20 protein-coding genes are annotated in these 25,412 nt (G+C 55.1%); 7 read left to right on the plus strand and 13 right to left on the minus strand.

The window, feature by feature from the left end; all coding sequences use genetic code 11:
• Positions 1 to 24: 24 nt before the first annotated feature.
• Entirely contained in the window at positions 25 to 1,428 is a 1,404-nt protein-coding gene (locus JT718_RS05480; RefSeq protein WP_205500865.1) for a S8 family peptidase, read from the minus strand.
• 446 nt (positions 1,429 to 1,874) lie between these two features.
• Here JT718_RS05480 and JT718_RS05485 point away from each other — a divergent pair, with 446 nt between their 5' ends.
• Both JT718_RS05485 and JT718_RS05490 read left to right on the plus strand, forming a co-directional pair.
• On the plus strand, positions 1,875 to 3,359 hold the full coding sequence (locus JT718_RS05485) for a family 43 glycosylhydrolase (RefSeq protein WP_205500866.1): 1,485 nt from the start codon (positions 1,875 to 1,877) through the stop codon (positions 3,357 to 3,359).
• 250 nt (positions 3,360 to 3,609) lie between these two features.
• Positions 3,610 to 4,356, plus strand: a complete 747-nt coding sequence (locus JT718_RS05490; RefSeq protein WP_205500867.1) for a VLRF1 family release factor — start codon at positions 3,610 to 3,612, stop codon at positions 4,354 to 4,356.
• Between the two features lie 594 nt (positions 4,357 to 4,950).
• Here JT718_RS05490 and corA read toward each other — a convergent pair.
• Entirely contained in the window at positions 4,951 to 5,901 is a 951-nt protein-coding gene (gene corA / locus JT718_RS05495; protein ID WP_205500868.1) for a magnesium/cobalt transporter CorA, read from the minus strand.
• A 443-nt stretch (positions 5,902 to 6,344) separates the two neighbouring features.
• Here corA and JT718_RS05500 point away from each other — a divergent pair, with 443 nt between their 5' ends.
• Together JT718_RS05500 and JT718_RS05505 are read left to right on the plus strand one after the other, a co-directional pair.
• Positions 6,345 to 8,825: a TonB-dependent receptor gene (locus JT718_RS05500; protein ID WP_205500869.1), complete on the plus strand. Its 2,481-nt coding sequence runs from the start codon at positions 6,345 to 6,347 to the stop codon at positions 8,823 to 8,825.
• Between the two features lie 213 nt (positions 8,826 to 9,038).
• The gene (locus tag JT718_RS05505) at positions 9,039 to 9,386 is read left to right on the plus strand and encodes a hypothetical protein (protein WP_205500870.1); all 348 of its coding nucleotides are present in this window, start codon (positions 9,039 to 9,041) and stop codon (positions 9,384 to 9,386) included.
• Positions 9,387 to 9,484: 98 nt separating this feature from the next.
• Here JT718_RS05505 and JT718_RS05510 read toward each other — a convergent pair whose 3' ends face one another.
• Together JT718_RS05510 and JT718_RS05515 are read right to left on the minus strand one after the other, a co-directional pair.
• Positions 9,485 to 9,739 carry a hypothetical protein gene (locus JT718_RS05510; protein WP_205500871.1) on the minus strand — a complete coding sequence of 85 codons (255 nt, stop codon included), beginning with the start codon at positions 9,737 to 9,739 and terminating at the stop codon, positions 9,485 to 9,487.
• 292 nt (positions 9,740 to 10,031) lie between these two features.
• The gene (locus JT718_RS05515) at positions 10,032 to 12,458 is read right to left on the minus strand and encodes an ABC transporter permease (protein ID WP_205500872.1); all 2,427 of its coding nucleotides are present in this window, start codon (positions 12,456 to 12,458) and stop codon (positions 10,032 to 10,034) included.
• A gap of 526 nt (positions 12,459 to 12,984) precedes the next feature.
• Here JT718_RS05515 and JT718_RS05520 point away from each other — a divergent pair.
• Both JT718_RS05520 and JT718_RS05525 read left to right on the plus strand, forming a co-directional pair.
• On the plus strand, positions 12,985 to 14,343 hold the full coding sequence (locus tag JT718_RS05520) for a sigma-54-dependent transcriptional regulator (protein WP_205500873.1): 1,359 nt from the start codon (positions 12,985 to 12,987) through the stop codon (positions 14,341 to 14,343).
• A complete protein-coding gene (locus JT718_RS05525; protein ID WP_205500874.1) occupies positions 14,333 to 15,685 on the plus strand; it encodes a sensor histidine kinase in 1,353 nt (450 codons plus the stop codon). Before JT718_RS05520 ends, JT718_RS05525 begins: the two co-directional genes overlap by 11 nt.
• Before the next feature lie 145 nt (positions 15,686 to 15,830).
• Here the strand turns inward: JT718_RS05525 and JT718_RS05530 are convergent, their stop codons facing one another.
• The 9 genes from JT718_RS05530 to JT718_RS05570 all read right to left on the minus strand — a co-directional run bounded on the left by JT718_RS05530 (position 15,831) and on the right by JT718_RS05570 (position 22,967).
• Positions 15,831 to 17,006 carry an MFS transporter gene (locus JT718_RS05530; protein ID WP_205500875.1) on the minus strand — a complete coding sequence of 392 codons (1,176 nt, stop codon included), beginning with the start codon at positions 17,004 to 17,006 and terminating at the stop codon, positions 15,831 to 15,833.
• Positions 17,003 to 17,551 (minus strand): SF0329 family protein, encoded by a 549-nt coding sequence (locus tag JT718_RS05535; RefSeq protein ID WP_205500876.1) that lies wholly within the window; start codon positions 17,549 to 17,551, stop codon positions 17,003 to 17,005. Before JT718_RS05535 ends, JT718_RS05530 begins: the two co-directional genes overlap by 4 nt.
• Positions 17,552 to 17,718: 167 nt before the next feature.
• Positions 17,719 to 18,156, minus strand: coding sequence for a VOC family protein (locus JT718_RS05540; protein WP_205500877.1), 438 nt, complete (start codon positions 18,154 to 18,156; stop codon positions 17,719 to 17,721).
• A 205-nt stretch (positions 18,157 to 18,361) separates the two neighbouring features.
• Positions 18,362 to 18,808, minus strand: a complete 447-nt coding sequence (locus JT718_RS05545) for an Imm51 family immunity protein (RefSeq protein WP_205500878.1) — start codon at positions 18,806 to 18,808, stop codon at positions 18,362 to 18,364.
• A gap of 113 nt (positions 18,809 to 18,921) precedes the next feature.
• A complete protein-coding gene (locus JT718_RS05550; protein ID WP_205500879.1) occupies positions 18,922 to 19,731 on the minus strand; it encodes a hypothetical protein in 810 nt (269 codons plus the stop codon).
• A 162-nt stretch (positions 19,732 to 19,893) separates the two neighbouring features.
• Complete coding sequence (locus tag JT718_RS05555) at positions 19,894 to 20,562, minus strand: hypothetical protein (RefSeq protein WP_205500880.1); 669 nt, start codon at positions 20,560 to 20,562, stop codon at positions 19,894 to 19,896.
• A gap of 90 nt (positions 20,563 to 20,652) precedes the next feature.
• Positions 20,653 to 21,102 (minus strand): DUF2750 domain-containing protein, encoded by a 450-nt coding sequence (locus JT718_RS05560; protein ID WP_205500881.1) that lies wholly within the window; start codon positions 21,100 to 21,102, stop codon positions 20,653 to 20,655.
• 152 nt (positions 21,103 to 21,254) lie between these two features.
• Positions 21,255 to 22,049 carry a thymidylate synthase gene (locus JT718_RS05565; RefSeq protein WP_205500882.1) on the minus strand — a complete coding sequence of 265 codons (795 nt, stop codon included), beginning with the start codon at positions 22,047 to 22,049 and terminating at the stop codon, positions 21,255 to 21,257.
• A 486-nt stretch (positions 22,050 to 22,535) separates the two neighbouring features.
• Positions 22,536 to 22,967, minus strand: coding sequence for a GNAT family N-acetyltransferase (locus tag JT718_RS05570; RefSeq protein ID WP_205500883.1), 432 nt, complete (start codon positions 22,965 to 22,967; stop codon positions 22,536 to 22,538).
• 486 nt (positions 22,968 to 23,453) lie between these two features.
• Here JT718_RS05570 and JT718_RS05575 point away from each other — a divergent pair, with 486 nt between their 5' ends.
• Positions 23,454 to 25,247: a DUF885 domain-containing protein gene (locus JT718_RS05575; RefSeq protein WP_205500884.1), complete on the plus strand. Its 1,794-nt coding sequence runs from the start codon at positions 23,454 to 23,456 to the stop codon at positions 25,245 to 25,247.
• Positions 25,248 to 25,412: the final 165 nt, after the last annotated feature.

Here is a 25,412-nt window from a genome sequence, read left to right on the forward strand (position 1 = left end):
TCAATGTGTTTTTCCTAAATCAGCCTAAAAACGGCTCATGTTCAGGCGACCGCCGGTCACGCACTTCCCGGACAAGGAAGACGTGGGGGTAGCGCTGCTCAGGATGGCGTTCTTGATGGCCGCTGCCGTGGCGCCGGGGTGCGAGGCCGCGTACAGGGCGGCGGCTCCGGTCACGTGCGGCGTAGCCATGGAAGTACCGCTGTAGTTGGAGTATGAGTTGTAGGCCGTGGTGGACAGAATGCCCGAACCTGGTGCCCCAATGTGTACCGTCTTGGCGCCGTAGTTGGAGAACGAAGAACGGCCCCCGTTAGAAGTAATGGCCGCTACCGCAATCACGTTGGGCAGGTTGTAGTTAGACGGATAGTTGGCCACGGCGTCATTGTTGTCGCCCACGCCGTCGCTGCCGCCGTTACCGGCCGCGGCAATGAACAGGATGTTCTTGGCATTGGCCCGGTTAATGGCATCATACATGGCTTTGGAGTAGCCACCCCCGCCCCAGGAATTGTTGCTGGCCACAATGTTGATGCCGTGGCGGTTCTTCAGGTCGGTGAGGTAGTCAATGGCCTTCACGGCGTTGGCGGTGTTGCCCCCGGTGCTGCCCAGGAACTTGCAGACAATCATCTTCACGTTCCAGTTCACGCCCACCACGCCGGCTTTGTTGTTTTTGGCGCCAATGGTACCGGCCACGTGGGTGCCGTGGTCGTCCTGTCCGCCCGAGGTGCCGCCGTCATACACGCTGTTGTTGTTGGCGTTGAAGTCCCAGCCGTTCACGTCGTCAATGTAGCCGTTGCCGTCGTTGTCGCGGCCGTCTTTGGGGTCGAACGGGTTGGTCCAGATCTGTCCCTGCAGGTCTGGGTGGGTGTACTGCACGCCTTCGTCCACAATGCCCACGTACACCGAGGCAGAGCCCACGTGGTTGGCGGCCCAGGCTTCGGCGGCCTGGCTGCCGTACTGGTTCTTGGGCGAAGTGGCATCGCCGTACAGGCCCCAGAGGGAGTTGTTGGTGAAGTAAGGCTCTGTGGTAGTGGCCTGGTGGGTATATTCGTAATTAGGCTCGGCGTACTCAATCAGGTCGGCACCGTGGATTTTGCTCAGGGCTTCCACTGCGGCCATGGGGGTGTGCACCAGCACCAGGCCCTCCTGGTCGCCCAGGCGCTGCATGGTCTTGGTCAGGATTTTTTCCTTCACCTTGCCGCCAATGCGGGCCAGTACCGCCGCCCGGGCTTCCTCGGCCGCCCCGGCCTTGAATTTCACCAGCACTTCGTTGGGCACCACGGGCCGTCCGTTGACAGAACGGGCATCGGCTTGCCCCGTCACCGCCACTTCTTCATTTTCCACCAACTGCTCTGTGCTACAGGCAGTCAACAGGGACACAGAAACAAGGGCTGCCGCAGCGGCAACCTTGCCAAGTTTAAAGCTTTGATTCATGGGTGTTAGTAAGATGGTTGGTTGTTAATTTGGAGTTTTCAAACAACTCCTTCCGATAAAGTTAAGGAAACCCCCATGACATTTAGATGGTTTTCAAGGTTCCGGCTATAAATATTTTTATTTATAAACTATCTATAAGCCATTAAAAAGGGGTTTTAAGTGTATTTTTCAGGAAATACCGCTAAAACGGCGACCTCTTTTCAGCATCCCCAGTCGGCTCGCGCTGCCTTGGTATTTTAGTACAAATCTACTATCATCTTTTTTTAACCACACTCAGGAAGGCTGGTGGTGGTAGTCAGCTCAACTTTGTTCTTTTTCTTGATTCAATAGTACTCCTGCTATTCATGGTATTCTGAGCATAAGACTACTTCCTGGCCGCGGCGTTTGCCCGGCTCCCATTTTCCATGATTCACGTATGCAGAGTAGGCAGACTTTCGCCAACCAGAATGTTTCCCCAGAAGCCGATGCAGGAAAACCAGCCCCCTTTCGCCCCCGTGCCGCCCCTTGTCTCCCCCACCGGCACGCCTTTTCAGTTTGCCGTCACCCTTCGGCAGGAACGCCAACCGGATACCCTGGACCTGGAAGTGACCGGTCCTTCCCCATTCACGGGTAGGGATCTGACCACGCAGTACCGCCTGCCCCTGCGGGACCATGCCTCCTACCTGGCGCTGTTTGCCCGCCTGGCGCAGGAGTTTGGCCTGCGGGTACCGCTTAACCTCCAGGCATCCGCCCCCAAGCCGGTGGGCCAGGTACCGTACCGGGTACTGCTCACCCAGCCCCTGCACCCCCAGATCTTGTATGGTTACGGAGATCCGGCGGTGCTCAGGGTGGAGGGTTCCTCCGGCGAAGGAGGTCGCTACTACCTGCTGGCCACCTCCAATGACGCGCCGGCCTCTTTTCCCATCCTGCGCTCCCCCGACCTGGAGGCGTGGGAGTGGGTGGGCTTCGTGTTTCCGGAGGGGCAGAAGCCCCTGTGGGCTGCCGATGGTCTGCTGGTGAGTGACTACTGGGCCCCCGAACTGCACCGCGTAGGGCCGGAATACCGGGTGTATTTTGTCGCCCGCGACCAACACACGCGCGAGCTGTGCATCGGGCTGGCCCGGGCCGCATCACCGGAGGGACCTTACCGGGCCGACCCGGCCCCGGTCCTGAGCGGCAACGTGATTGACCCGCACCTCTACGTGCAGGACGACCAGGTGACGTACCTGTTCTGGAAAGAAGACAACAACGACGTGTGGCCCCAACGGTTGCTGGACCTGCTCACTCACCAACCCGGCTTGGTTGCCGCGCTGTTTAAGGCGGAAGCCGACCAACGGACCGCCTCTTTCATTCTGGCGCTCTGGGCCTGGGCCCGGAGCCTGGAGCCCATGGAACGGTTTCAGGTGATGCAGGTTTTTATTGAGGCGGTTACTTCGCAGTACTTGGCGTTCTATGACCAGTTGAGTCACCTTTGGGGAGACCAACCGATGGCGGTGCAGCAGCAGATAAGGGAAGTGCAGCGATACATGAAAACGCCCCTGTTTGCCCAGCAGCTTTCGGCCGACGGCACTACCCTGGTGGGCGAGCGCACCCAGATCATTGAGAACGACCTGGCCTGGGAAGCGCACCTGGTGGAGGGCATGTGGGTGACGCGGCAGGCCGATAGGTTCTACCTCTTCTACGCCGGAAACGACTTCTCCACCGACCAGTACGGCATTGGCGTGGCCCACGCCGATCACCTGCTGGGCCCCTACCACAAGAGCCCCTCGCCCATCCTGCAAACCACGGCCGAGTGGTGGGCACCCGGTCATCCCTCGGTGGTCACCGGCCCGGACGGCAAGCCCCAGTTAATCTTACACGCGTATTTCCCCGGCAAGGCGGGGTACAAGGAGTTCAGGGCGGTGCTGGCGGTTCCGCTTACCTTCCACGGTCCGCAGGTGACGCTGGGCTAACCTTGGGCCGGGCAGCCTTTGCTACGCACCCCAGTGGATGCCCAAATAAGTTGTACAACCCGTTTAAGGCCCCTTTTAGTAAAAATGGGCTTGAAACGGGTCTTTGCCATACGTTCAGGCGTACTTCCCCAGCGGTGCCTTTGGGCCTGAGATTCTGCCTGCTGCCAGCCCCCGGGAGAACCGCTCTTTCATTCACGGGTGATCTGCGTACCTTTGATATTCAAAACGCCCCGAACCCCCGAACCTTGCTATGAACCGGTTTATCCCGTACAACATCACGCTGCAGCTGCTCCAAAAGATCAGGGAAGAGGCCCTGCCCGCCACGTACGAGTATGACAAGCACCGCCTCCTGCTGCAAGATGCCCAGGGAAACGACCTGGTGCATCTTCGGTTGCCCCTTACCCTGCCGCCCGTGCCGGCCCTGGCAGCTCCCGTGGTGCCACCGGTCCATTACGTGATCCTGCTGATTCAGGCGGGGAACTGCGCCCTGGGCTACTTTGAAAACGGGATCAACCTGGACCACAAAGTGTACCGGTCGTACATGGTGCGCAAGAAACAGGGCAAAAGCCAGGTCAAGTACCTCAAGACCAAAGGCAAGTCACGGGCAGGCTCGCGGGTGCGGCTGGGCGAAACGGCCGAATTCTTTGAGAACATCAACGGGCGCCTGCAGGACTACTTTCTGGAACACGAGGTGCACCGCATTGCCCTGAGCTGCTCCAAAACCCTGCTCCCCTTCCTGTACGACTCCAAAGTGCCCACCCCTTTTGACAAGCGCGATCCGCGCCTCTACAAGATCCCCAAACACGTGCACACGCCCATCTACGAGGTACTCATGGACGTGAACCGCTTCCTGCAGCGAGGCGAACTCATCTACGAACCCCAGCACCACTCCCTGGTAGAAACTCTGGTCCCGCCCCATGCTCCTTTAGAAGACCTTTCAGAGGCCTTTTCTGAAGACGAGGAAGAGACGGAGGATTTCTATCCTGGGGAGTGGTAGCGGAGGCAGTGATACAGTAACAGTTTAGTTGTTATCCCTCGCTCGCCTCCGGCGAGTGTGCGCTATCGGGCGGCCCCTGGCCGCGTTGCTAGAAAGATATCTGGTCAAGTTCCCAGCGGCGAGACGCCGCGCAATTTCTCACACTCGCCGGAGGCGAGCGAGGGAAGAGTTGGGTAACGGATAGCACTTCGTCTGATTTAGAAAATTCCAGGAAGCGATAAATGTCAAGCCAAAAGTAAAGCGGGGCGCTATCGGGACATCTGTCCGCAATGCGGGAGTTTACGCGTTTTAGGCCTGTTTTTGCAGAAAGTGATTTGAAACAGGTAATGTGCGTCTTGAAGCAGAAGCCAGTCAGCCAAACGTAATTACCGGCACGGCGGCGAGACGCCGCCTGATTTCTCACACTCGCCGGAGGCGAGCGAGGGGAAGAGTTGGGGAAAGATCATGTTCTTACCCCTGCAGAACGATCCCTGAAGGGAGCCACTAGAAAGCAACCCAAAAAAGGCTATTGGCAAAGAACAGAACAACAATCAACTGTACAGCCTTAACAGCCCTCAAACGCGCAACGTACGACACCTAACCAACTCACCCCGACTACAGCCACTTCTTTCGCTTGAAATACCAGAGGAATGACAGGGAAGACAGGAGCATCATGCCCAGGGCAAAGGGGTAGCCGGCAATCCAGCGGAGTTCGGGCATTACGTCAAAGTTCATCCCGTAGATGCTGGCGATGAGCGTGGGGGGCATGAACACCACCGTCATTACCGTGAAGATCTTGATGACTTGGTTTTGCTCAATGTTCACCAGACCCATGAAGGTGTTCTGCAGGTACTCCAGGCGCTCAAAGCTGAACTGGGTGTGCTGCAGGAGCGAGTTGATATCTTTGATGATGATGCGGAGGCGCTCTTTCTCGGGTTCCTCAATGGAGTAGCTGCGCAAAAGGGAGGAAACCAGGCGCTGCTTGTCCACGATGCTTTCCCTGATCAGGATGGAGTTTTCCTGGAGCTCGGTGATGCGCAGGAGCACCTCCTCTTCAATGGACTGCTCCTTCACCAGGCGCTTGCTCACCACGTTGGTGGTGCGGGACAGGAGCTCAATGAAATCGGCATCGTGGTCAATCTGGGTTTCCAGCAGGAGCAGCCAGATCTGGATGGCTTTGGTGGCCGAGCTGCGGAGCGTCTTCATCTTCCGTACCGCCTCCCCAAACGACTTCATCTCGGTGCGGCGCAGCGTGAACAGAATGCCGTTCTTCAGGATGAAGGAAACCTGGCGCGTGATGTAGGAGCCTTCCTGGTGCATGACAAAGGCACTGTTGGCCTCAAAGATAGAATCGTCTTCAAAGTAGCGCGAGCTGCTCTCTATCTCGGCGGCCTCCTGCTGGGTGAAGAACTCAATCCCAAACTCCTCCTCCACCCGCCGCTGCTCATGGTCGGTGGGCGACTGCAGGTCTACCCACACAATCCGGCCCTTCTCTTCGTCGTGGAAGCTCTCCGGGTTTTTCTCCCAATGCACCTCGCCGCCCTTACTGTAGAAGCTTCTAATCATCTCTGCTTTTTTGGAATTCGCCCCGCCCTTTTTGCGGGGCCTGGGGCTTTTCTGCGCCTGCAAACTTAGAGAAATATGTTTGGATAGGAACAGAGAAAATGCAGGCTTCCCCGCCCCGGGCCAACAAAAACCGGGTAAGATGGTACTAAACCGGCCCCATGGCGGCCCATCTGCCCTGAACACTCAGGGCAGATGGCATTTTTACGGCTACATCGCGGGCATAAATCCGGGGCTCGCCCCACAAGTGGGCGGGTTTTTCCTGCAATTTTTCTACCCGCCAACTCTGGGGGAGCCCCACTCTAAAACGGTCTGTTTCTGTTTTGGGCCGAAATGCCAGAATTAGCTAAAAAATATGGGCCCTTGGTGCAACGGTAGCCGCGGGGACTAGTCTTTAGATTGTACCCGCTGCCACTACCAACGCTTACTTAAATCATACTCCTTCTATGAAAAAAAGAACTACCCTCTTTTTGGTGGGACCGCTATGCCTTTGCCTTTGCGTTATCACGCAGGCCTGGGCCCAAACCACCGGTACGGCCCCCGCCGCGCAGCCTCCTAAAGCCCCCGGAAAGATCTCGGGCGTGCTGCTGGACTCCCTCACCGCCAAGCCCATTGAGTACGCCACCGTGGCCCTGCTGGACCGGGTCTCCAAAAAATCATTGGACGGCACCCTCACCAATGCCCAGGGCCAGTTCACCCTCACGGGCGTGCCCGCCGGGGAATACAGCCTGTCCATCAGCTTTATTGGGTACCATACCAAAGCCCTGCCCCGGGTCACCGTCACCGCCCAGAATCCCGAGGCGCAGGTGGGCACCATCAGGCTGTCCATGGTGGCCACCAAACTGAAGGAAGTAACCGTAGAGGCGCTCCGGCCCACCATCACGCAGGAAGCCGATAAAATGGTGGTGAGCGTGGAAGGCACCGCCCTGGCGGCGGGCAGAACGGCCTACGACGTGCTGGCGCGCTCGCCGGGGGTGTTCATAGACCAGGAAGGCAACATCCAGCTGAACGGTCGCTCGGGCGTCACCATCATGCTGGACGGCAAGCTCACCTACCTTTCGGCGCGGGACCTGCGCAACCTGCTGGAGGGCATGCCCGCCGAGAACCTCAAGAACATTGAGATCATCACCAACCCGTCGGCCAAGTTTGACGCCGAGGGCGCCTCGGGAATCCTGAACATCAACCTGAAGAAGAACGAGATCAGGGGCATGAACGGCAGCGTGTACGCCGGCTATACCTACAACGGGTACCAGCACGCCTACTCCTCGGGCACGGCCCTCAACTACAAGGCGGGCAAGTGGAACTCCTTCCTGAACCTGGACCAGGCCCGGCGCACCTGGGGCCGGCAGGCCACCTTTACCCGGGTGTTCTACGGCGAGCAAAGTACCACCTACTTTGACCAGGTGGCCTTCGGGAATACCGTGGTGCAGGGTCCGCCCTCGGTGCGGGCCGGCACCGACTACAGCCTCACCGACCGGCACAGCATTGGCGTGATGGGCTACTTTGTGACCAACAAGCTGCACGGCGATTTCCTGACCGACACCTACACCGGCGACGGCCCGCAATCCCCCAACCGGTACATTGACGCCAACAACTTCAACACCAACCGGTTCACCAACCTAACCGGCAACCTGCACTACCAGGGCAAGCTGGACACCGCGGGCACCACCCTCTCGGCCGATATTGACCTGGTAAAGATCACCAACCGGGGGCACGCCAACTTCTACAACAACTTTGTGGACCTCACCGGCGTCCGGCCAGACTCGCTGGACTTTCTCTTTACCCAGACGCCCAGCGATTTTGACATCTTCGCGGCCAAGGTAGACTTCAGCCATCCGTACGCCAAAGGCAAGAAAATAGAGTTGGGCGTGAAAGCCAGCCGGGTGGCCTCTGACAGCGATTCCCGGTTTTACTTCAACAACGCCGAGGCGCTGGTGCTGGACCCCAGAAGGACCAACCACTTCTTGTATGACGAGGCTATTTACGCCGGCTACGTGAACTGGAGCGGGAAACTGGGCGAGAAGTACTCCCTGCAGGCGGGCCTGCGGGCCGAGCATACCCTTTCCACGGGCGAGTCGCTCACCACGGGCCAGAAAACCGACCGCAACTACTTCAGCCTGTTCCCCAGCGTGTTTGTGCAGCAGAAGGTGAGCGAGAACTACCAGGTCAACTACAGCTACAGCAGACGCCTGCAGCGCCCCAACTACGGCAGCCTCAACCCTTTCCTGGCCTACCGCGACCCCTACACCTACTGGCGCGGTAACCCGTTCCTGCGGCCCCAGTACACCCACGCCTTCGGGGTGACCCAGACCTACAAGAAAGAGTACAGCCTGGCGCTCACCTACCAGCTCATCAGGGACAACATGGCCGAACTGGCCCTCCTGGATGCCGAGCGCGTGACCACCATCTACACCATCGGCAACGTAGACAACGCCTACAACCTGAGCCTGACGGCCAATGCGCCCATCAAGATCATGAAGAACTGGGACACCCAGAACACCGTCCTGGTCTCGTACAACAAGTACAAGGTCCAGCTCAACGGCGAAATGGCCACCAATGACCAGGTACACTACATGGCCCAGACCAGCAACAACATTCTGCTGCCCCACAAGGTAAAGCTGGAGGTGAACGCCGGCTACCGCGGACCGGGCGCCTACGGCATTTACCGGGTAGACAGCCAGTGGTGGCTGAACGTGGGCGTGAAGAAAAGCTTTCTGGAAGACAAGCTGGACGTGTCTGTGAACGCCAATGACCTCTTCAAGGGCATGCGGGTGAAGATCTCCACCGTGGGCCGCAACGTGCACGAGTTTGACCAGTACTTCAGGGCCCGCAGCGTGGGCGTGAGCTTGCGCTACAACTTCAGCCGCGGCGATAAGTTTGACCCCAAACGCCGCAACAACACCCTGGACGAGGTAAACCGTACCTAAGCCTGGTGCGCACGAACTTAAGTGGACCACTTTTGCTGAAGATGGAGATAGGTAAACCGCACCTAAGCCTGGTGCTTACCTTCCTCCTACACCAGCAGCGCCCTCCCGTGATAAGCGGGAGGGCGCCGCTGGTCCAAAGGCGCTGCCGCTGTACCGTCCCCGAAGCGGCCCAACTTTCAGCACCTTGGTGTTGGTTTTTGGTTATATTGCGACATGTTTGCACAAGAAGTACGGCTAGGGAATTTGGTGTATGAGGCAGGGAAACCTGTGGCGCTGGACCAGCGCAAACTCATCGCGCTCTTATCTGAAGCCGATGCCGATTTTGCCCCCATTCCCCTCACCGAGCAGTGGCTCACCGGAGCCTCCTACAACGCCCTGGAGCATGAGTACATGTTTCCGCAGCTGAGCCAGTGGGCGCTGGACCCCGAGTACAAAGAGATTGTGTTCAACGGCGGCTACATTGCCACCAGTGCCCCGGTAGAATACGTGCACCAACTGCAGAACTTCTTCTTTGTCATGACCGGCCAGGAGCTGGAACTGCCCCTCCAGAACTTTCTTTAAATCGCCCCTTTACGCCACCCCCTTCCGTTTTGGGGCTATTTTATGATAAATGACCTGAAAACGTGGGTGCCGTTTGTGCTGCTTTTTCGCAGTTGCGCTTAGCGGTTGTAGGCTATCTCGGCCTGGGCGAGGCCCTCCGGGGTAAGGCGGCAAAAGAGGGTCCCTTCGGGGGCGTGGTCCAGCTCTACCAGGTTCTTGTAGTGCAGGTCCCTGATTTCCTGTTCAATCTCGCCCAGCGAGAGGCCCGGGGTATTTGCTGAAATGGCCGCCGCATCAATGGGCCAGGTGGTCTTGGTTTCCTGGTCTTTTACCACGGCATACATCGCCTTTAAGATTCTGCTTTCTTTTGCCATTGTTCCTGGTTGTGCTAAGGTGATTACTCCTGGTTTTTCTCGCTCTCACTCCCCCGCCGCAAACACCAATTTTCTGGTGCGGTTTTCGGGAAGAGGGTGCGAAGGGTAGCCCAGGGGCAAACCCCCAAACGGCCACTTGCAGTACTACGCAAAAAAGTAAGGAATGACTACAATACGACCCAACGCCTGAGGCAGCCACAGGAACGCCCCGCTTGTTTTAGGCTCTTTTTTAGGAAAAAAGGCCCGAAACAAGCGGGGCGTTAAATAGTAGGCCTATGCTGACATCACAGCCTCAATCCATCCTGAGGTTCAGGACCGGGTTGATGGTGGCGGCTTTGATGGCCTGGTAACTGACGGTCAGGAAAGCTACGGCGGCAGCCACTACGCCGGAGACCAGGAACGCCCATACCGGCATGTCAATGCGGTAGGCAAAGTCCTGCAGCCAGAGGCGCATGGCGTACCAGGCCAGCGGGAAGGCGATGACCGCGGCAATGAGCACCAGCACCAGAAAATCCCTGGCCAGCAGCCCCACAATGCTGGAAGTCTCGGCACCCATGATCTTCCGGATGCCGATTTCCTTTTTGCGGCGCTCGGCGGCGTAGGCGGCCAGCCCGTACAGCCCCAGGCAGCCCACAAAAATAGCCATGGCGGTAAAGATCCAGAGCAGCGTTTTAAGCTTATCCTCGGCTTTGTACATGGCCTCAAAGTTCTGGTCCATGAACTTGTACTCAATGGGGTACTCGGGCGAGAAGGTGTTCCAGACTTCTTTCACGTGCGCCAGCGCCGCCGCCACGTTTTCGCCCTTCAGTTTTACGGCCACTTTCCAGTTGGCCCCCGGGAAGATCTGCAGCACGGCTGGCTCTACCTTGTCAAAGAGGCTCTTGAAGTGGAAGTCTTTCACCACGCCAATTACCTGGCCGGACTTAATGGAATCAGAGCCGTCATCGGTCCAGGCTTTCCATTCCATTTTTTGCCCCAGGGCCTGTTCAGGCGTGCCGAAGCCCAGTTCGCGCACGGCGGTCTCGTTGAGCATAAAGGCGGCGTCTTTATCGGTGGGCCGGTCTTTGGAAAAGGCCCGGCCGGCTACCATCTTCAGCCCTAAAGTTTTGATATAATCATGGTCTACCATGAGGGTGGTCACCCCATGATGCACCCGCTGCCCGTCTTTGAGCACATCAATGCTTTCACCGGCGGTGGCGTCCCCGGGGAACCCGTACCCGATGGAAACGCTGGCCACGCCGGGCGATTTGGCCAGCTCGGTTTTAAAGGTCTCGTAGTTCTGGAACATATGATCGCCCCGCATGGGGAAGAACAGGATCTGGTCGCGGTTAAAACCCAGGTCTTTGTGGTGCAGGAAACTCACCTGCCGGTACACCACCAGCGCGCAGACAATAAGGAAGATGGAGAGGGCAAACTGCACCACAATGAGTCCGTGCCGCAGCCAGGGCGTTCTGCCCGGTTTTCCGCCGTTCACCACCGCCCCTTTGAGCACGCTCACGGGCTTAAAGTTGGCCAGCACCAGGGCCGGGTACAGCCCCGCCAGCAGCCCCACCACCAGCACCAGGGCCAGCAGCAGGAGCAACAAACCCGGGCTGGTGAACACGTTGAACGCCATTTCCTTCTCGGTGAAGGTGTTGAGCGAGGGCAAAGCCAGGGAAGTGAGCGCCGCCGCAAATACCACGCTAATGCCGGTGAGCAGCAGGGTCTCGCCCAGGAACTGCAGCATGAGCTGGTGCTGGCTGGCCCCAACGGTCTTGCGCACGCCCACCTCCTTGGCCCGCTGCAGCGACTTGGCCGTGGCCAGGTTTACAAAGTTGAAGCACGCAATGAGCAAGATAAACCCCGCAATAATGCTGAGCGCCTTTACGTAGGTGATGTTGCCCCGCAGCGCCTGGTCATACTTAAAGCTGGCCGAGTACAGGTGCACCTGGTGCAGCGGCTGGAAGAACGGCAGGTACTCAAAGGGTTTGTTGGTCTCGGGGTCCAGCTGCTTTTTCACCATGCCCCTGAACTTGGAGAGCACAAAGGCCGGGTCGGTGCCTTCTTTCAGCTTCACGTAGGTGTAGAACTGCTGCCATCCCCAGCTCTGCATGCGCTGGGCGGGGAAATTGTAGGCGGCCATGGGGTAGACGAAATTGACCGGCAGGTGGAACTTAGGATTGCTCTCAAACACGCCCTTCACCAGGAGCGGCGTCTTGTTGATGGTCACCTTCTGGCCCACGGGGTCTGCCTCCCCAAAAAACCGCTGCGCGAACTTGTCAGAGACTACCACCGAGGTAGGATCGGCCAGGGCTTTCTCGGGCGAGCCGTGAATGAACCGCAGGGGAAAAACCTCAAAAAACGTGGGGTCGGCTCCCATGCCGCCGGTTTGGTAGATCCGTTTGCCGCCGGCCTCCACCAGGATCTGCTCGGTCCATTGCTGCATGAGAATGCGCGTGGTGGTCTCTACCTCCGGAAAGCTCTCCTGCAGCGTGGTCCCGAACATGGGCGGCACGCTCGCCATCTGAGCGGTGGCCTCGTCGGTCACCGTGTTGTTGTACACGCGGTACACGCGCTCCCCTTGCGGGATGAACTTGTCGTACTGCAACTCATCATAGACAAACAGGCCAATGAGCAGGCAGGCGGTCAGGCCCAGCGCCAAACCGGCAATATTGATAAAGCTGAAGGCTTTGTGCCGGAGCAGGTTGCGGTAGGCTACTTTGAAGTAATTCTTGAACATGGCGGTACAGGTAAAACTAGGTCTCTGTTTGCGTTGGTAGTAATTGCTCCCTGCCGCCCCCGCTCAGAAAGTATTGAGCGGTCCGCTCAGCATTCGCAGGAAGGACGAAGCCGGGAGAAGTTGACCTCAGGAAGAAAGTCTGGTCTTTGGGTCTGGTACTGCCAGCGCACACCTTGTGCCAAAGCTGTTTTTGGCTTATTTTCAGCTATTTACCCCTGAAACGCCCCGGGCCAGCGTGCAGAATCGCGCTTGCAGTGTGCGTTTTCGCACGCCCGTGCTGGACCTGGGGCCGCAAAAACGTTGGGGATGAAGCTTTTGCGAAACTGGCACAATCCTAGTACCTTTTTAGGTAAATCGGCCCTGCTCCCCCGCCGGGGCAAGATGCAAGCCTGCGGTGCGGGCGGCGGTGGCGGTTTTGAGGGTCTTTTTCAGAAAACAGCCCCCAAACAGCCAGCCTGGCGCCCCAGGCAAGCACCACCGCCGCTTACGGCCCAGGCTAGCCTGTACACCCTATTACGTTTTACCCATGCAACTAAAGAAAGCCACGGTTCTTGTCATTGACGACGACCCCGACGTGCTCACCGCGGTGCGGTTGCTCCTGCGCCCGCTGGTGAAGGAGATTGTGACCGAGAAAAACCCCGAGCAGCTGCCAACGCTGCTGCGGCACCAGGCCTTTGACCTCATCTTGCTGGACATGAACTTTGTTTCCTCCATTAACACGGGCAACGAGGGCATTTACTGGCTCAAGAAGATCAGGAGCCTGGGGTCAGAGGCCGCCGTGGTCATGATCACCGCCTACGCCGACATTGACCTGGCCATCCGCTCGCTTAAGGAAGGCGCCTTTGACTTTGTGGTGAAACCCTGGCACAACCAGAAACTGCTGGACACCCTGCAGGAGGCCATCAGCGGAAAGGCCAAAGGCGCGGCGGCGGCCGCCATGCAGGCCCCTAAAAGCGGGCCGGGCGTAGAGCTGCTGGGCGAGTCAGAGGCCATGCAGGAGATTTTCTACAAGATCAGGAAAGTGGCCCCCACTGATGCCAACATCCTCATTCTGGGCGAGAACGGCACCGGCAAGGAGCTCATCGCGCAGGCCATTCACCAGCACTCCCTGCGGGCCGACAAACCCTTTGTGAAGGTAGACGTGGGCGCCCTCACTGAGTCTTTGTTTGAGAGCGAACTGTTCGGGCACCGGAAAGGCGCCTTCACCGATGCCCGCGAAGACCGCACCGGCCGGTTTGAGGCCGCGCACCGGGGCACCATTTTCCTGGATGAGATTGGCAACATCTCGCTCGCGCAGCAGGCCAAGCTGCTGAGCGTGCTGCAGAACCGGCAGGTGCTGCGGCTGGGCTCCAATGAACCCGTGCCCATAGACGTGCGGCTGCTGTGCGCCACCAACGTGCCCCTGGCCGAGCTGGCCAGCGAAGCCCGTTTCCGCAAAGACCTGATCTACCGCATCAACACCGTGGAGATTGTGGTGCCGCCCCTGCGCCAGCGGGGCCAGGACGTGATTTTGCTGGCCCAGCACTTTATGCGGCAGTACGCCGGCAAATACCTCAAGCCCACGCTGGAACTTACCCGCCGGGCCGTGGAGAAGCTCAAAAGCTACCCTTTTCCGGGAAACGTGCGCGAACTGCAGTACGCCATGGAGCGCGCCGTGATCATGGCCGATGGCACCGCCCTGGATGCCCCCGACATTATCTTCTCGCCCCTGGAAACCGCCCCCACCCCCGAAACCCTGACGCCGGTCACCAACCTGGAAGAACTGGAGAAGGCCACCATCATCAGGGTGCTGGAGAAACACAACGGCGTGCTCACCAAAGCGGCCAAGGAGCTGGGCATTACCCGCACGGCGCTGTACCGAAGACTGGGCAAGTATGAACTTTAAGCATTTTGAGGGCAAGCTCCTCCTCCGGATGGGCCTGCTGCTGGTTACCCTGAGCCTGCCGGCCTGGATGATCCAGCAAGGCTGGGCCGAGGTGCTGGTCTTTCTGGTGCCGCTGGTGCTCTACCAGCTGTATGAGTTTTTTGGCTTTGTGCGGCAGGCCCAGGAAGAACTGAACCTGTTTCTGGAGGCCATCCAGTACCGCGACTTCTCCCGGTATTTCAGTGAGAAAGGCACCTCGGCGCAGCTGCTCCACCTACGGCGGGGCTTCAACCAGATTAATGACACGTTTAAGAGCCTCAACAAGGAGCGCGAAACCGAGCACCAGCACCTGCAGAAGATCCTGGAGCTGGTAGACACGGGCATCCTGTCGTACAACCTGGACTCGGGCGAGGTGGTCCTGATGAACGAGGCCCTTAAAAAGCTGCTGCAGGTGCCCTTCCTGAAAAGCATTCACGCGCTGGGCAAGCGCGATCCGGCGCTCTTTGAGGTGGTGCTGCGCTTGCAGCCGGGCGAACCCAAAATCACCACCGTGCACCCCGTGCACCTGGAACGCGATTCCTATAAGGTGCTGCTGTCGGCCACGGCTTTCCAGAACGAGGGCAACACGTACAAGCTGATCGCTTTCCAGAACGTGAACGAGGCCCTGGACGAGACCGAGTCGCAGGCCTGGCAGAAGCTCCTCAACGTGATGACGCACGAGATCATGAACTCCATCGCGCCCATCTCGTCCCTGGCCGATACCCTGAAAACCCGCCTGCAGGAAACCGGTCCAGAGGGCCCCTCGGCGGTAGACCTGGAAGAGCTGGAGGTGGGCATTGGCACCATCCGGCGCCGCAGCGAGGGCCTGCTCAAATTCGCCCAGACCTACCGCAACCTAAGCAAGATCACGCAGCTGCACCTGGAGGAGGTCTTTATCATTGACCAGTTCATGAGCCTGCAGCGCCTCATGCAGCCCTCGCTGGCCCAGAAAAACATCACGCTGGAGATTCACCAGAAAGACCCCGACCTGAGCCTACAAGCCGATGCCAACCTGCTGGACCAGGTCCTGATCAACCTGTTGGTGAACGCCATGGATGCCGTGAAAGACCGCCCCGCCCCCAAGATAACGCTCTCGGCCTACCAGGCCCCCGACGGCAAGCTGGTGATCAAAGTAACCGACAATGGCCAGGGCATGCCCGAGGAAGTGCAGGAGAAGATCTTTATCCCGTTCTTCAGCACCAAGAAACAGGGCAGCGGCATTGGCCTGAGCCTCTGCAAACAGATTGTGCTGCTGCACCGGGGCACCATACAGGTACAGTCCATCCAGGGGGTGGGCACGGCCTTCATCCTCCGGTTTGGCTAAGGAAAGGCAGTCCTTTGATGGATTTCAGCTATTGGCTAAGGCTGTTCCTGCCAGGCTGTTTCAGGGCTTTTTTCAGGAAATCGTCCTTAAAACGGGCAGACAGTCTGGCCGGGCAGCGGGCCGTTTTTGCACCACGGGGCGAGCATTACTTCTGCCACAGCCGCCGCATGGCCAGCAGACCCAGCAAGGGCCCTAGGGCCAGGAACAGAAACCAGTAAGTGGGCGCCACCGCTTCCTGCACACTGCGCAGGAACTGGATGCTCACAATGGTGATGGCAAAGCCCAGGGAATTGACAATGGTGAGCGCGGTTCCTTTGGCATGGGCCGGGGCATTCTGAGCTACCAGCGTGGAGAATTGCGGCGAGTCCATGACCACGGCCAGGCCCCACACCAGCAGCAACCCCAGGAACCACCCCAAAGGCAGGTCATACAGCCACGGCGACAGCAGGCAACACCCCAGCGAAACAGCCAGGGCCCACCCCGCCGTCTTGCCGCTCCCGATCTTGCCGGAAAGATAGCCGCCGGCCACGCAGGCCACCGCCCCCACCGCAATAATGGTAAACGACAGCAAGGGATTGTTAAGCGGAGTCTGGGGATGCGTCTGGGCGTACAGGGCCAAAATCACGGGCACAAAGGCCCAGAAAGTGTACAGCTCCCACATGTGCCCGAAGTACCCAAACGCGGCGGCCCTGAATTCTTTTTGCCTGAAAATCTGGAAAAAGGCCCTGAAATCGGGTTGGGTGCTGCGGCTGCGGTAAGGTCCGTCTGGCACCAGCCAGCACAACCCCAGCCCGCCCAGCACCGCCAGGCCCGAGGTAGCCCAGATCACGTATCGCCACGGCAGCCCTTCGGTAAGGCTTTTGAGCAGGTGCGGAAAGGCCGTGCCCAGCACCAGGGCTCCTACCAGAAAGCCCAGCGCCTTGCCCAGGCCTTTCTGGTGGTAGTCGGCGGCTATTTTCATGCCCACCGGGTAAATGCCCGCCAGACAGAAGCCCGTGAGAAACCGGGACAGCAGCAAGGAAGAAAGCCCTTCGGCCCCCAGCAAACTCAGGTTACACCCCGCCCCCGCCAGGGCGCACACCAAAAACACCCTGGAGGGCGAGAACCGGTCTAAAACGGTGAACACGGCAAACACCAGCGTACCCAGGATAAACCCCAACTGCACCGCCGACGTGAGATGGCTGAGCGCACTGGCCTCTAAGTGAAACTGCGGAATCAACTCAGGCAACACCGCATTGCCCGCGAACCATAAAGCGGTGCAGGCAAACTGGGCCAGGACAATGGTGGGGAGAATGTGTTTTGCGGGCGGATTGGTTTTCAAGAACAGGATGGTAATGTCTGGCGCAAATTGTCCCTTGTACAGCAGGAACCGTTGATGGGCAAAGTATTACTTTCTTTTCTTAGCTCAAGGAGCTTTCGCACCAGCGGGTGTTTTTCAATCCCTTTTATCATTTCTAACCTTCTTTTGCCAACCCGCCGGTCCACAACTGCTAATGCGCGAAGAATGGGATTGTGGCTGGTGAGGGCAGAGTCAATGTCAAGGTGGATGAATCTCCAGGCTGATTCAGCAAAATCATACTTGGAGAATTCACCTCGTTCCATGATTTTCCCTTCGGTCCGGTTAGAGTCGTTGAGTGGTTCGTGGGAGATGTAACCAGTATCAGCAAGCGCGTTGGAGTAACTCTTGAACTCTACCCAGGTATCCTGATTAGAAAAATTCACCAGTTCTTTTCCGTCAAAGGTTACCCATGCTCTTCCCAGATAGCCTATCGAGTGCTCATAGGTGGTTAGATGATAGTCCAGCCGGTGCTTTATGGTATCGGCAAGTCTATCATGAAGTTCTTTTCTAAGCTTACTCCATTTCATCTGTTCTATATTTTGCCCCAATCGGTACGGGTATGGCAGTAGGCGGGGATATGTAGCACAAAAGGTTCTATCGAAGAACGAAGGTTGAACCTTGTGCCAATGCCCAATGGAAGCTGTTAAGCCCCGCTTTTGACAATATCATATTCGGCGTTTGTTAATTTGCCCGGCTATACTTGTTCCTTATGATTCGGGTCAAAATCTACCATCCATTCAATTCCATATTTATCTCTGAACATACCAAAGTAGGAACCCCAAGGACTGTCAGAAATAGGCATTTCAATTTGCCCTCCTGCCGAAAGCCCATTGAATAACTTGTCAGCTTCTTCTTTGCTTTCCGCCGTTATTACAATTTTGCTTCTGTTCTCATTTTCGTTTGTTCGCCCCAGTACTTCAGGTACATCATTCGCCATCAAAATGCTTTTACCAATTGGTAAAGCGATGTGCATTATTGTATTCGCTTCATGTTCTGCTACTGGAAATTCAGCACTTGCTAAATCTTTGAAACGCACTATAGCTGCGAACTCCCCGCCAAATACTGCTTTGTAAAAATTGAATGCTTCTTCTGCATTGCCGTTGAAATTAATGTGTGGATTGATACTTGCCATAATTTTAATTGTTATTGAAATTAAATTTTGTAGTTAATCTACTTCTTCACCCTCGTGTCCAAAAGTTTTTAGTAGTCGAGGATTTTTAATGTATTGTCTGTTTGTAGTGTGTCGCTGTACAATGACGCCTGGCGTACTAGTGCATGAGGCGTGCAAGGCCATCGGTCAAAGCCTGGCGTTTGGGTGTTGTTATAAGCTGGTTTTTCTATTCCATTTCACCAGCTTGTTCTGCAACTTGTATAGCTTGAGCCATTACACTCTCATCTGACTTGACTACCGAGATCAACCTTCCTATTTTTTCTAGGCTTTCCTTGTCGGAACTCCAGATAGCTAATCCCTCTGCTTCATCGTCAAACCGAATTTTAGCTTCTATAGCTGGGTCTGACAATTGGATTGCTCCATAAATAATTCCAAGCCAGGTTGGTCCGCCTCCTTGATATCCTTTTTTACTTAAAAAAGCCAAGTGGCTATCTTTTTCATGGACATCGTAATAGTCAAGCCGGTACTCATTAGGACTAATTTCAACAAGAGTGCCTCTAATTGCCAGGTCTGGGTTATTTAATGCTAGTACTAATTTCTCGTTTTTAGGTGTCTGACTGCCTTTACTGCAACTCATAAGTAAAAGGAGTATAAATATGTAAAGGTGCTTCATCTAATTAATTTTATATTTAAACTAGCGTACAACGTCTAGGCTAAACGGCGGGCAAGGCCGTCGGCCGAAGACTGGCGTTTAGGTGTTGTTAAGTGACTTTGTTTTAGCTACTCTTAACTGAAAGATTCACCTGTGTTATACTCTACAGCCTCTGTTTCTTCTTCAGAGGTTTCGTAGAGCCCGTTCTTTAATTTCCAGAAAACATAAAGTGAACCCAGAGGAATTCCGAAAGCCCAAGCTGTATTCAAGTAGCCCACCATGGAAAAGCTTATACCAAGCATGATTTGAAAGTTGAGCAACTTGAAAAAAAGTCCACCTACTGCTGACCAGCCAATAGTGGGTACATTCAATAGAATGATGGCTAAGTACTTCTGCCATTTCTTCCTTAGGTTGCTCTTCCGCACTTTAATTATCATATAGATATTAAAGGCAAATACAGAAAGGGCTAATAGTCCAAAAATCCAAAAAGTGGTTAAGTTTGGGATGGGTTGCTTCACTTCCTGTAATTGGATATTGAGTATTTTGCCTGACTGGTCATCAAATAGTATTTGGAAGTAGCCGAACTCTTTTTCGTTTTCAAGTTGCAGGTATAAAATAGTTGTGTTAGGCAACTGCTTATTTTCCCCTGAAGTGAAGGTTTTCACTGTTTTTATAAAGGTGTATTCAAGCTCTTGTCCAAAATTATTAACCACCAGTTCTCTCAAAGAGCTAAGACCGCTTTTTAGGTTTTGAATGTCTGTCCCTTTTGCTGTTTCATGCTCCATAGCCATCAAGGAAACAGCCTTGTCATAATTTTCTTTAAGAACAGCACCTACAAAGTTTTTCGCGGTGTCTTTATACTCCAATGAATTACCTAGAAAGGTGCAACCTGCAAATAAGATTGTTAATACAAGAAGTAGGATTGATAATTTTAATTTTCTCATTCTTTAATTTTCAATGACACTTAACGGTTGGACTATGGCAAGTGGCGATTTTCAGAGCAAGTTCTTGCCGACCATGACAATGATAGCTATAGGATTCGGTGCGCTAAAAGCCTAGATTCACGCAGCCATTTGCTATAGCTTTTGTTAGCCACTGGTGTTTTCTTATTCTTTTAGATGTAATATACCGTCATTAATTCTGTTCAATATAGTTTCATAAACTTCCTTACCCAGGATTTTCTCAAAGACTGAATTGATGTCTAAATATATATTGTTTATTCTAAATATTTGGTCTTCTAGAAAAGGACTTTTCATTATAAAATAGCTCTCTGTTTTAGACTTTACGATTCCTAAAAACTGAGATTCGTTTTTGATGTCAGATATATCAATAATTCTTGTAGTTTGTGTCTCTGTGAGTTTTTCAGTAAAGCATTTGAACTCCAAGGAATCTTTATCAATAATGACTTTATTCTTTCTAGTCAAATTCCCCAATTCACTTGCAACGACGCTAAATTGTTCAATTTTATAAATTACAAGATTTTCTTTATTACATTTAGATTCCTCAAAATTAGATAAGTCAAAAACTGTTTTTTTAATCTTAACCAACAGATGTGGTAGAATTTCATAGATATTTTGGTGAGAAATTTCTAAAACTGTGTAATGCTCACCCTTACTATTAGTTAAATGCAGATCGAAAATTCCTGATCTGTTTCCAAACGAAAATGTATAATGAAACCCTTTACTTAGAAATGAATTTCCAAATACCAATTTATTCCCAAGGATCGTAAACCACAGGTTATTATTTAGTTTTATTTTATTAGCAATTTTATTCATGAATTGCACTTTTGGCTAACGGCTTGTATAAACGACGGCGAAGGCCGTCGGCCGAGATGACGTTTATACCTTGTTAGCGGTAGGCTTTTTTTACAATTCTTTGACTTGCGACTCTAAGTCATTTATATCTTCAAACTTTTGCAAGTAGAGTTTTTTGCCAGAGCTTTTCAATTCTGCAATTATTTCAAGTATTAGGTCGAATGGCTCAACTTCATGGCCGAACATGTTCTGGTCGAAATTAGTCCCTATCAGAAGTCCGTCATTGTTCATGCCTACACACCAATTCTCCAAAAACTCTGAGAGAGGTATTTCAGTCGGTGTATAGTTTGCCCATCCGTCCTTGGCGCATGCCTTTGCCAATGCTCTTTCTGACCAGAAACAAATCATCTGTATAGGATTATCGTCCTCGTCTTCGTAGTTGTTTGAACTTGAAGTAGCGAATCCTTCTTCACTTTCAAGTCCAATTACGATTTCTGTTTCGCAAATTTTCTTGATGAATCGTTCGTGTCTTTGCTTGACAATTATAGAATCCTGTATCATTTTATTTTTAAGCTTACCGCTAACTACTAGATAAACCGAACACATTCGGTTTATCCAACCAAATGTCTTTGGATAAACCGAATGTGTTCGGCTTATTAGCCATATAGTTTCAGTTAGATTATTGTTAACCAAACAAAAAGTAAGACATCTATTTATACCGCCACCGGTGCTTTAATCCCCGGCCACGGTTCATACTCTTCTAGCGTAAAATCCTCATAGGCAAACCCGAAGATGTCTTTCACGTCGGGGTTCAGTTTCATTTTGGGCAAAGGGCGCGGCTCGCGGGTGAGTTGCAGTTGGGTTTGCTCCAGGTGGTTGCTGTAGAGGTGCGTGTCGCCACCGGTCCAGATGAACTCGCCGGGTTGCAGGTCGCAGACCTGGGCCACCATCATGGTGAGCAGCGCGTAGGAGGCAATGTTGAAGGGCACGCCCAGGAACACGTCGGCGGAGCGTTGGTAGAGCTGGCAGCTTAGCTTGCCCTCGGCCACGTAGAACTGGAAGAACGCGTGGCAGGGCGGCAGTTTCATGTTGTTGACCTCGGCCACGTTCCAGGCGCTCACAATCAGGCGTCTTGAGTCGGGGTTGCGTTTGATCTGGTCAATGACCTGGGCAATCTGGTCTATGTGGCCGCCGTCGGGCGTAGGCCAGGAGCGCCACTGCGAGCCGTACACCGGACCCAGGTCGCCGTTGGCATCGGCCCACTCGTCCCAGATGGTCACCCCCCGCTCCTGCAGCCACTTCACGTTGGTCTCGCCGCGCAGAAACCAAAGCAGCTCGTAGATGATAGACTTAAGGTGCACTTTCTTGGTGGTCACCAGCGGGAAGCCCTCCTGCAGGTTAAACCGCATCTGGTAGCCAAACACACTGAGCGTACCGGTGCCGGTACGGTCTTCTTTCTTCACGCCATGGTCCAGAATGTGGCGCATCAAGTCTAAGTAAGCCTGCATGATTATAATTAGAAATTATGAATTAGAAATTAGAATTGGGTGAATCCATTGTGGGCTTGAAGATAGGAAAAAAGGAATTGACGGGCTCCCCCTTTACCAGCGGGAAATTTTAGTGCCGCTGTTTTTAGCCTGTTTTCGCCAAACCAAGCCTGAAACGAAGGGCAAGCGGATAAAAGACACAGGAACTGGATTGGTGCTCCCCTACCCTCTGCTGCTACAAAACAGGGAAAGCGGTTTCTCTCACTTTGTAGAGACTTGCAGAATGACAAAGGTGATGCGGTGGTAAAATGCTGAGGCGGCTTTTTGTGGACTGTGTAAGTGCAAGGGTTAAGCTCGCTTATGCACCAACATCCCCCTACCCCCTTTCAAAGGGGGACGAAATGCGTGCTGGACTTTAGTGAATCAGAGAAAGTTCCTTCTACAGCACCTGCACAGGGGCAGAGGCTTCCAGAGCCATCACCATGATCTCTAATACTTAATTCCCAGTTATTCATTCTCCTCCGTGTGCTGCCTTTCCTGCTTTTCACTCAGGGGCCAGATGTAGGCGGTGGACTGTTTTTTCCAACCGATGGCTTTGTAGAAGTCTCCCTTGCCCGGGGCAGCGGTGAGCGTGATGAAATGATAGTCCTGCAGTTTCTCCCGCAGCGTTTCCACGATGAACGAACCCACTCCCTCGCCCTGAAAGTCAGGATCTACCACCACGTCGGCCAGCATGGCGTAGTACTTCCCGTCGTCTACCGTCCGGCCGAAGGCTACTACCTCGTCGGCCTCATCATAGATAAAGATGGAATAGGAGCTTTTCTCAAAAGAGGCCTTTATGTCCTGGGGCTCTCGCTCAGACCAGCCTACTTTGGCGAAAATATCGTCCATCTTCTTCCAATCTATGGTCGCGTAATCGGGGTTGATCTTGTGTTTCATCGCTTAAAACCTTTTGCAAGTGGCAGGCAGGACCCTTATGCCCGGGTATGCTATGTGGTGCCGGGGAAGTCTCCCGCAGCCTCCAAGGGCACCTAGCAGGGCTTGCTCCAGGCCGGCTTCTTTGTACGCCCATCTTCCCAGGAAGTTCGGGCCTCTGGCCGATGCGGGCGAAAGGGTTGAGAACCCAGGTCCGACCTTCCCAGAACCTTTTCCTTGCTGCGCTCCTAAGAATGTTCTAGCGCCAACAAACAGCCCGCTCCTTGCTGCCTGCGGCTTGGATGAATAAACCGGAGCGCGGGCTTCCGGCTGGGGCGGGTCTTTGTCGGGTTTTCCTGCCGCGGGCGCAGAGGGTTTATGGCGAAAGCCCAGAAAAACAGTATTTAAACTTCAACAGTTTTTTTCCCGGCGCGTTGCTAAGGAGCTGTGGGTGCTGCCATTGCCGAATTATTTATATTGGCGCACCTTTTCACTAGCCAAACCTGACCTATGAAAAAATACCTGTGGATGGCGCTGGTCGCCGGAGCCTTGCTGTCTTGCCAGAAAAAGGGAGCGCCCGAGTCTGCCCCGGCCAACGTAGCCAACAACCAGCAGCTTGCCACCCTCTTTGACCAGTACTGGGACCAGAACGCGCGCTTTTTCCCCCTGGAGGCCACTGCCCAGGGCGACAACCGCTACAACCACCTCCTGCCCAACGACAACACCCGGGCGTTCCGCGACAGCCTGCAGCAGTACTACCAGCAGTACCTGGACCAGCTGCACCACTTTGAGCGCCAGGACCTGAACGCCAACGACCAGATCAGCTATGACATTTTTGAGTACGAGATGGAAACCCGCCTGGAAGGCCTGAAGCTGAATACCTGGATGATCCCGTTCCAGCAATTCTGGGGGCTGCCGCTCACCATGGGCCAACTGGGCTCGGGCACCGGCAACCAGCCGTTCAAGACCACCCAGGACTATGAGAACTGGCTGGGCCGGGTACAGGGCTTCACCGTCTGGGCCGACAGTGCCATCGCCAACTTCCGGAAAGGCCTGCAAACCGGCGTGGTGCTCCCCAAGCCGCTGGTGGTGAAAATGATCCCGCAGATGCAGAGCATGGTGGTCACAGACCCTACCCAGAGCCTGTTCTACGGCCCCATCCAGAACTTCCCGGCCGAGGTACCCGCCGCCGACCGCCAGCGCCTGACGGAGGCCTACCGGCAGGCCATCGCTACCCAACTGGTGCCCACCTATCAGAAACTGGCCCAGTTCCTGCAGCAGGAGTACCTGCCCAAAGCCCGCACCTCTACCGGCATTTCTGAAGTGCCGGGAGGCAAGGACCTGTACACCTACTACGTGAAGTACTGGACCACCACCAACCAATCGCCCAACGACATCTACAAAACCGGCCAGCAGGAGGTAAAGCGCATCCAGGGCGAAATGCTGAAAGTAAAGGAGCAGGTGGGCTTCAAGGGCAACATGGAGCAGTTCTTCACCTACCTGCGCAACAACCCCCGGTTCACGCCCTTCAAAACCCCCGAGGAAGTGCTGAATGCGTTCCGGTCCATCCAGGCCAAAATAGAGCCTAACCTGGCCAAAATGTTCGGCCGTACGCCCAAAACACCTTTTGAGATCAGGCAGACCGAAGCCTTCCGGGCCGCCTCCGCCTCGGCGGAGTACAACCAGGGCTCGCCCGACGGCAGCCGCCCCGGCATTTTCTACGTGCCCATCTTAGACGCCACCCAATTTGCCACCACCTCGGGCATGGAGTCGCTGTTCCTGCACGAGGCCATTCCGGGCCACCACTACCAGATCTCGCTGCAGCAGGAAAATGAGCAACTGCCCAAGTTCCGCCGGTTCAGCTGGTACGGGGCCTACGGCGAAGGCTGGGCCCTCTACACCGAGTCGCTGGGCAAGGAGCTGGGCCTCTACACCGATCCGTACCAGTACATGGGCGCCCTGGGCGATGAGATGCACCGCGCCGTGCGCCTGGTGGTAGACGTGGGCATGCACACCAAGGGCATGACCCGCGAGGAGGCCATCCAGTACATGCTGGCCAACATGGCCATTTCTGAGGAAGGCGCCATTGCCGAGATTGAGCGCTACATGGCCATTCCGGGCCAGGCCCTTTCTTACAAGATTGGCCAGCTGAAAATCAGGGAACTGCGCGACAAGTACCAGAAAGATTTGGGTGAGCAGTTTAAACTAGCCGCTTTCCATGATGAGTTCCTCAAAGACGGCACCATGCCGCTGAGCCTGGTAGAAAAGAAGATGGACGCCTGGGCCAAACAACAGAAGCAGTAAACTTCCCCCTCTTCCCTTTCTGTAACCACCCCAGAACGCCTGCCGCCCTCTCGCCGCAGGCGTTCTGTTTTAGGGCCCATTTGGTAGAAACAGGCCCAAAACCTAAGGGCGGCGTTGGATTTGCCCGGTCTCTCAGGTCCTGCCGTGGCGCTACCCACTGATTGG

Origin of the sequence: Rufibacter psychrotolerans (assembly GCF_016924645.1) — a bacterium.
Taxonomy (GTDB): Bacteria; Bacteroidota; Bacteroidia; order Cytophagales; family Hymenobacteraceae; genus Nibribacter; species Nibribacter psychrotolerans.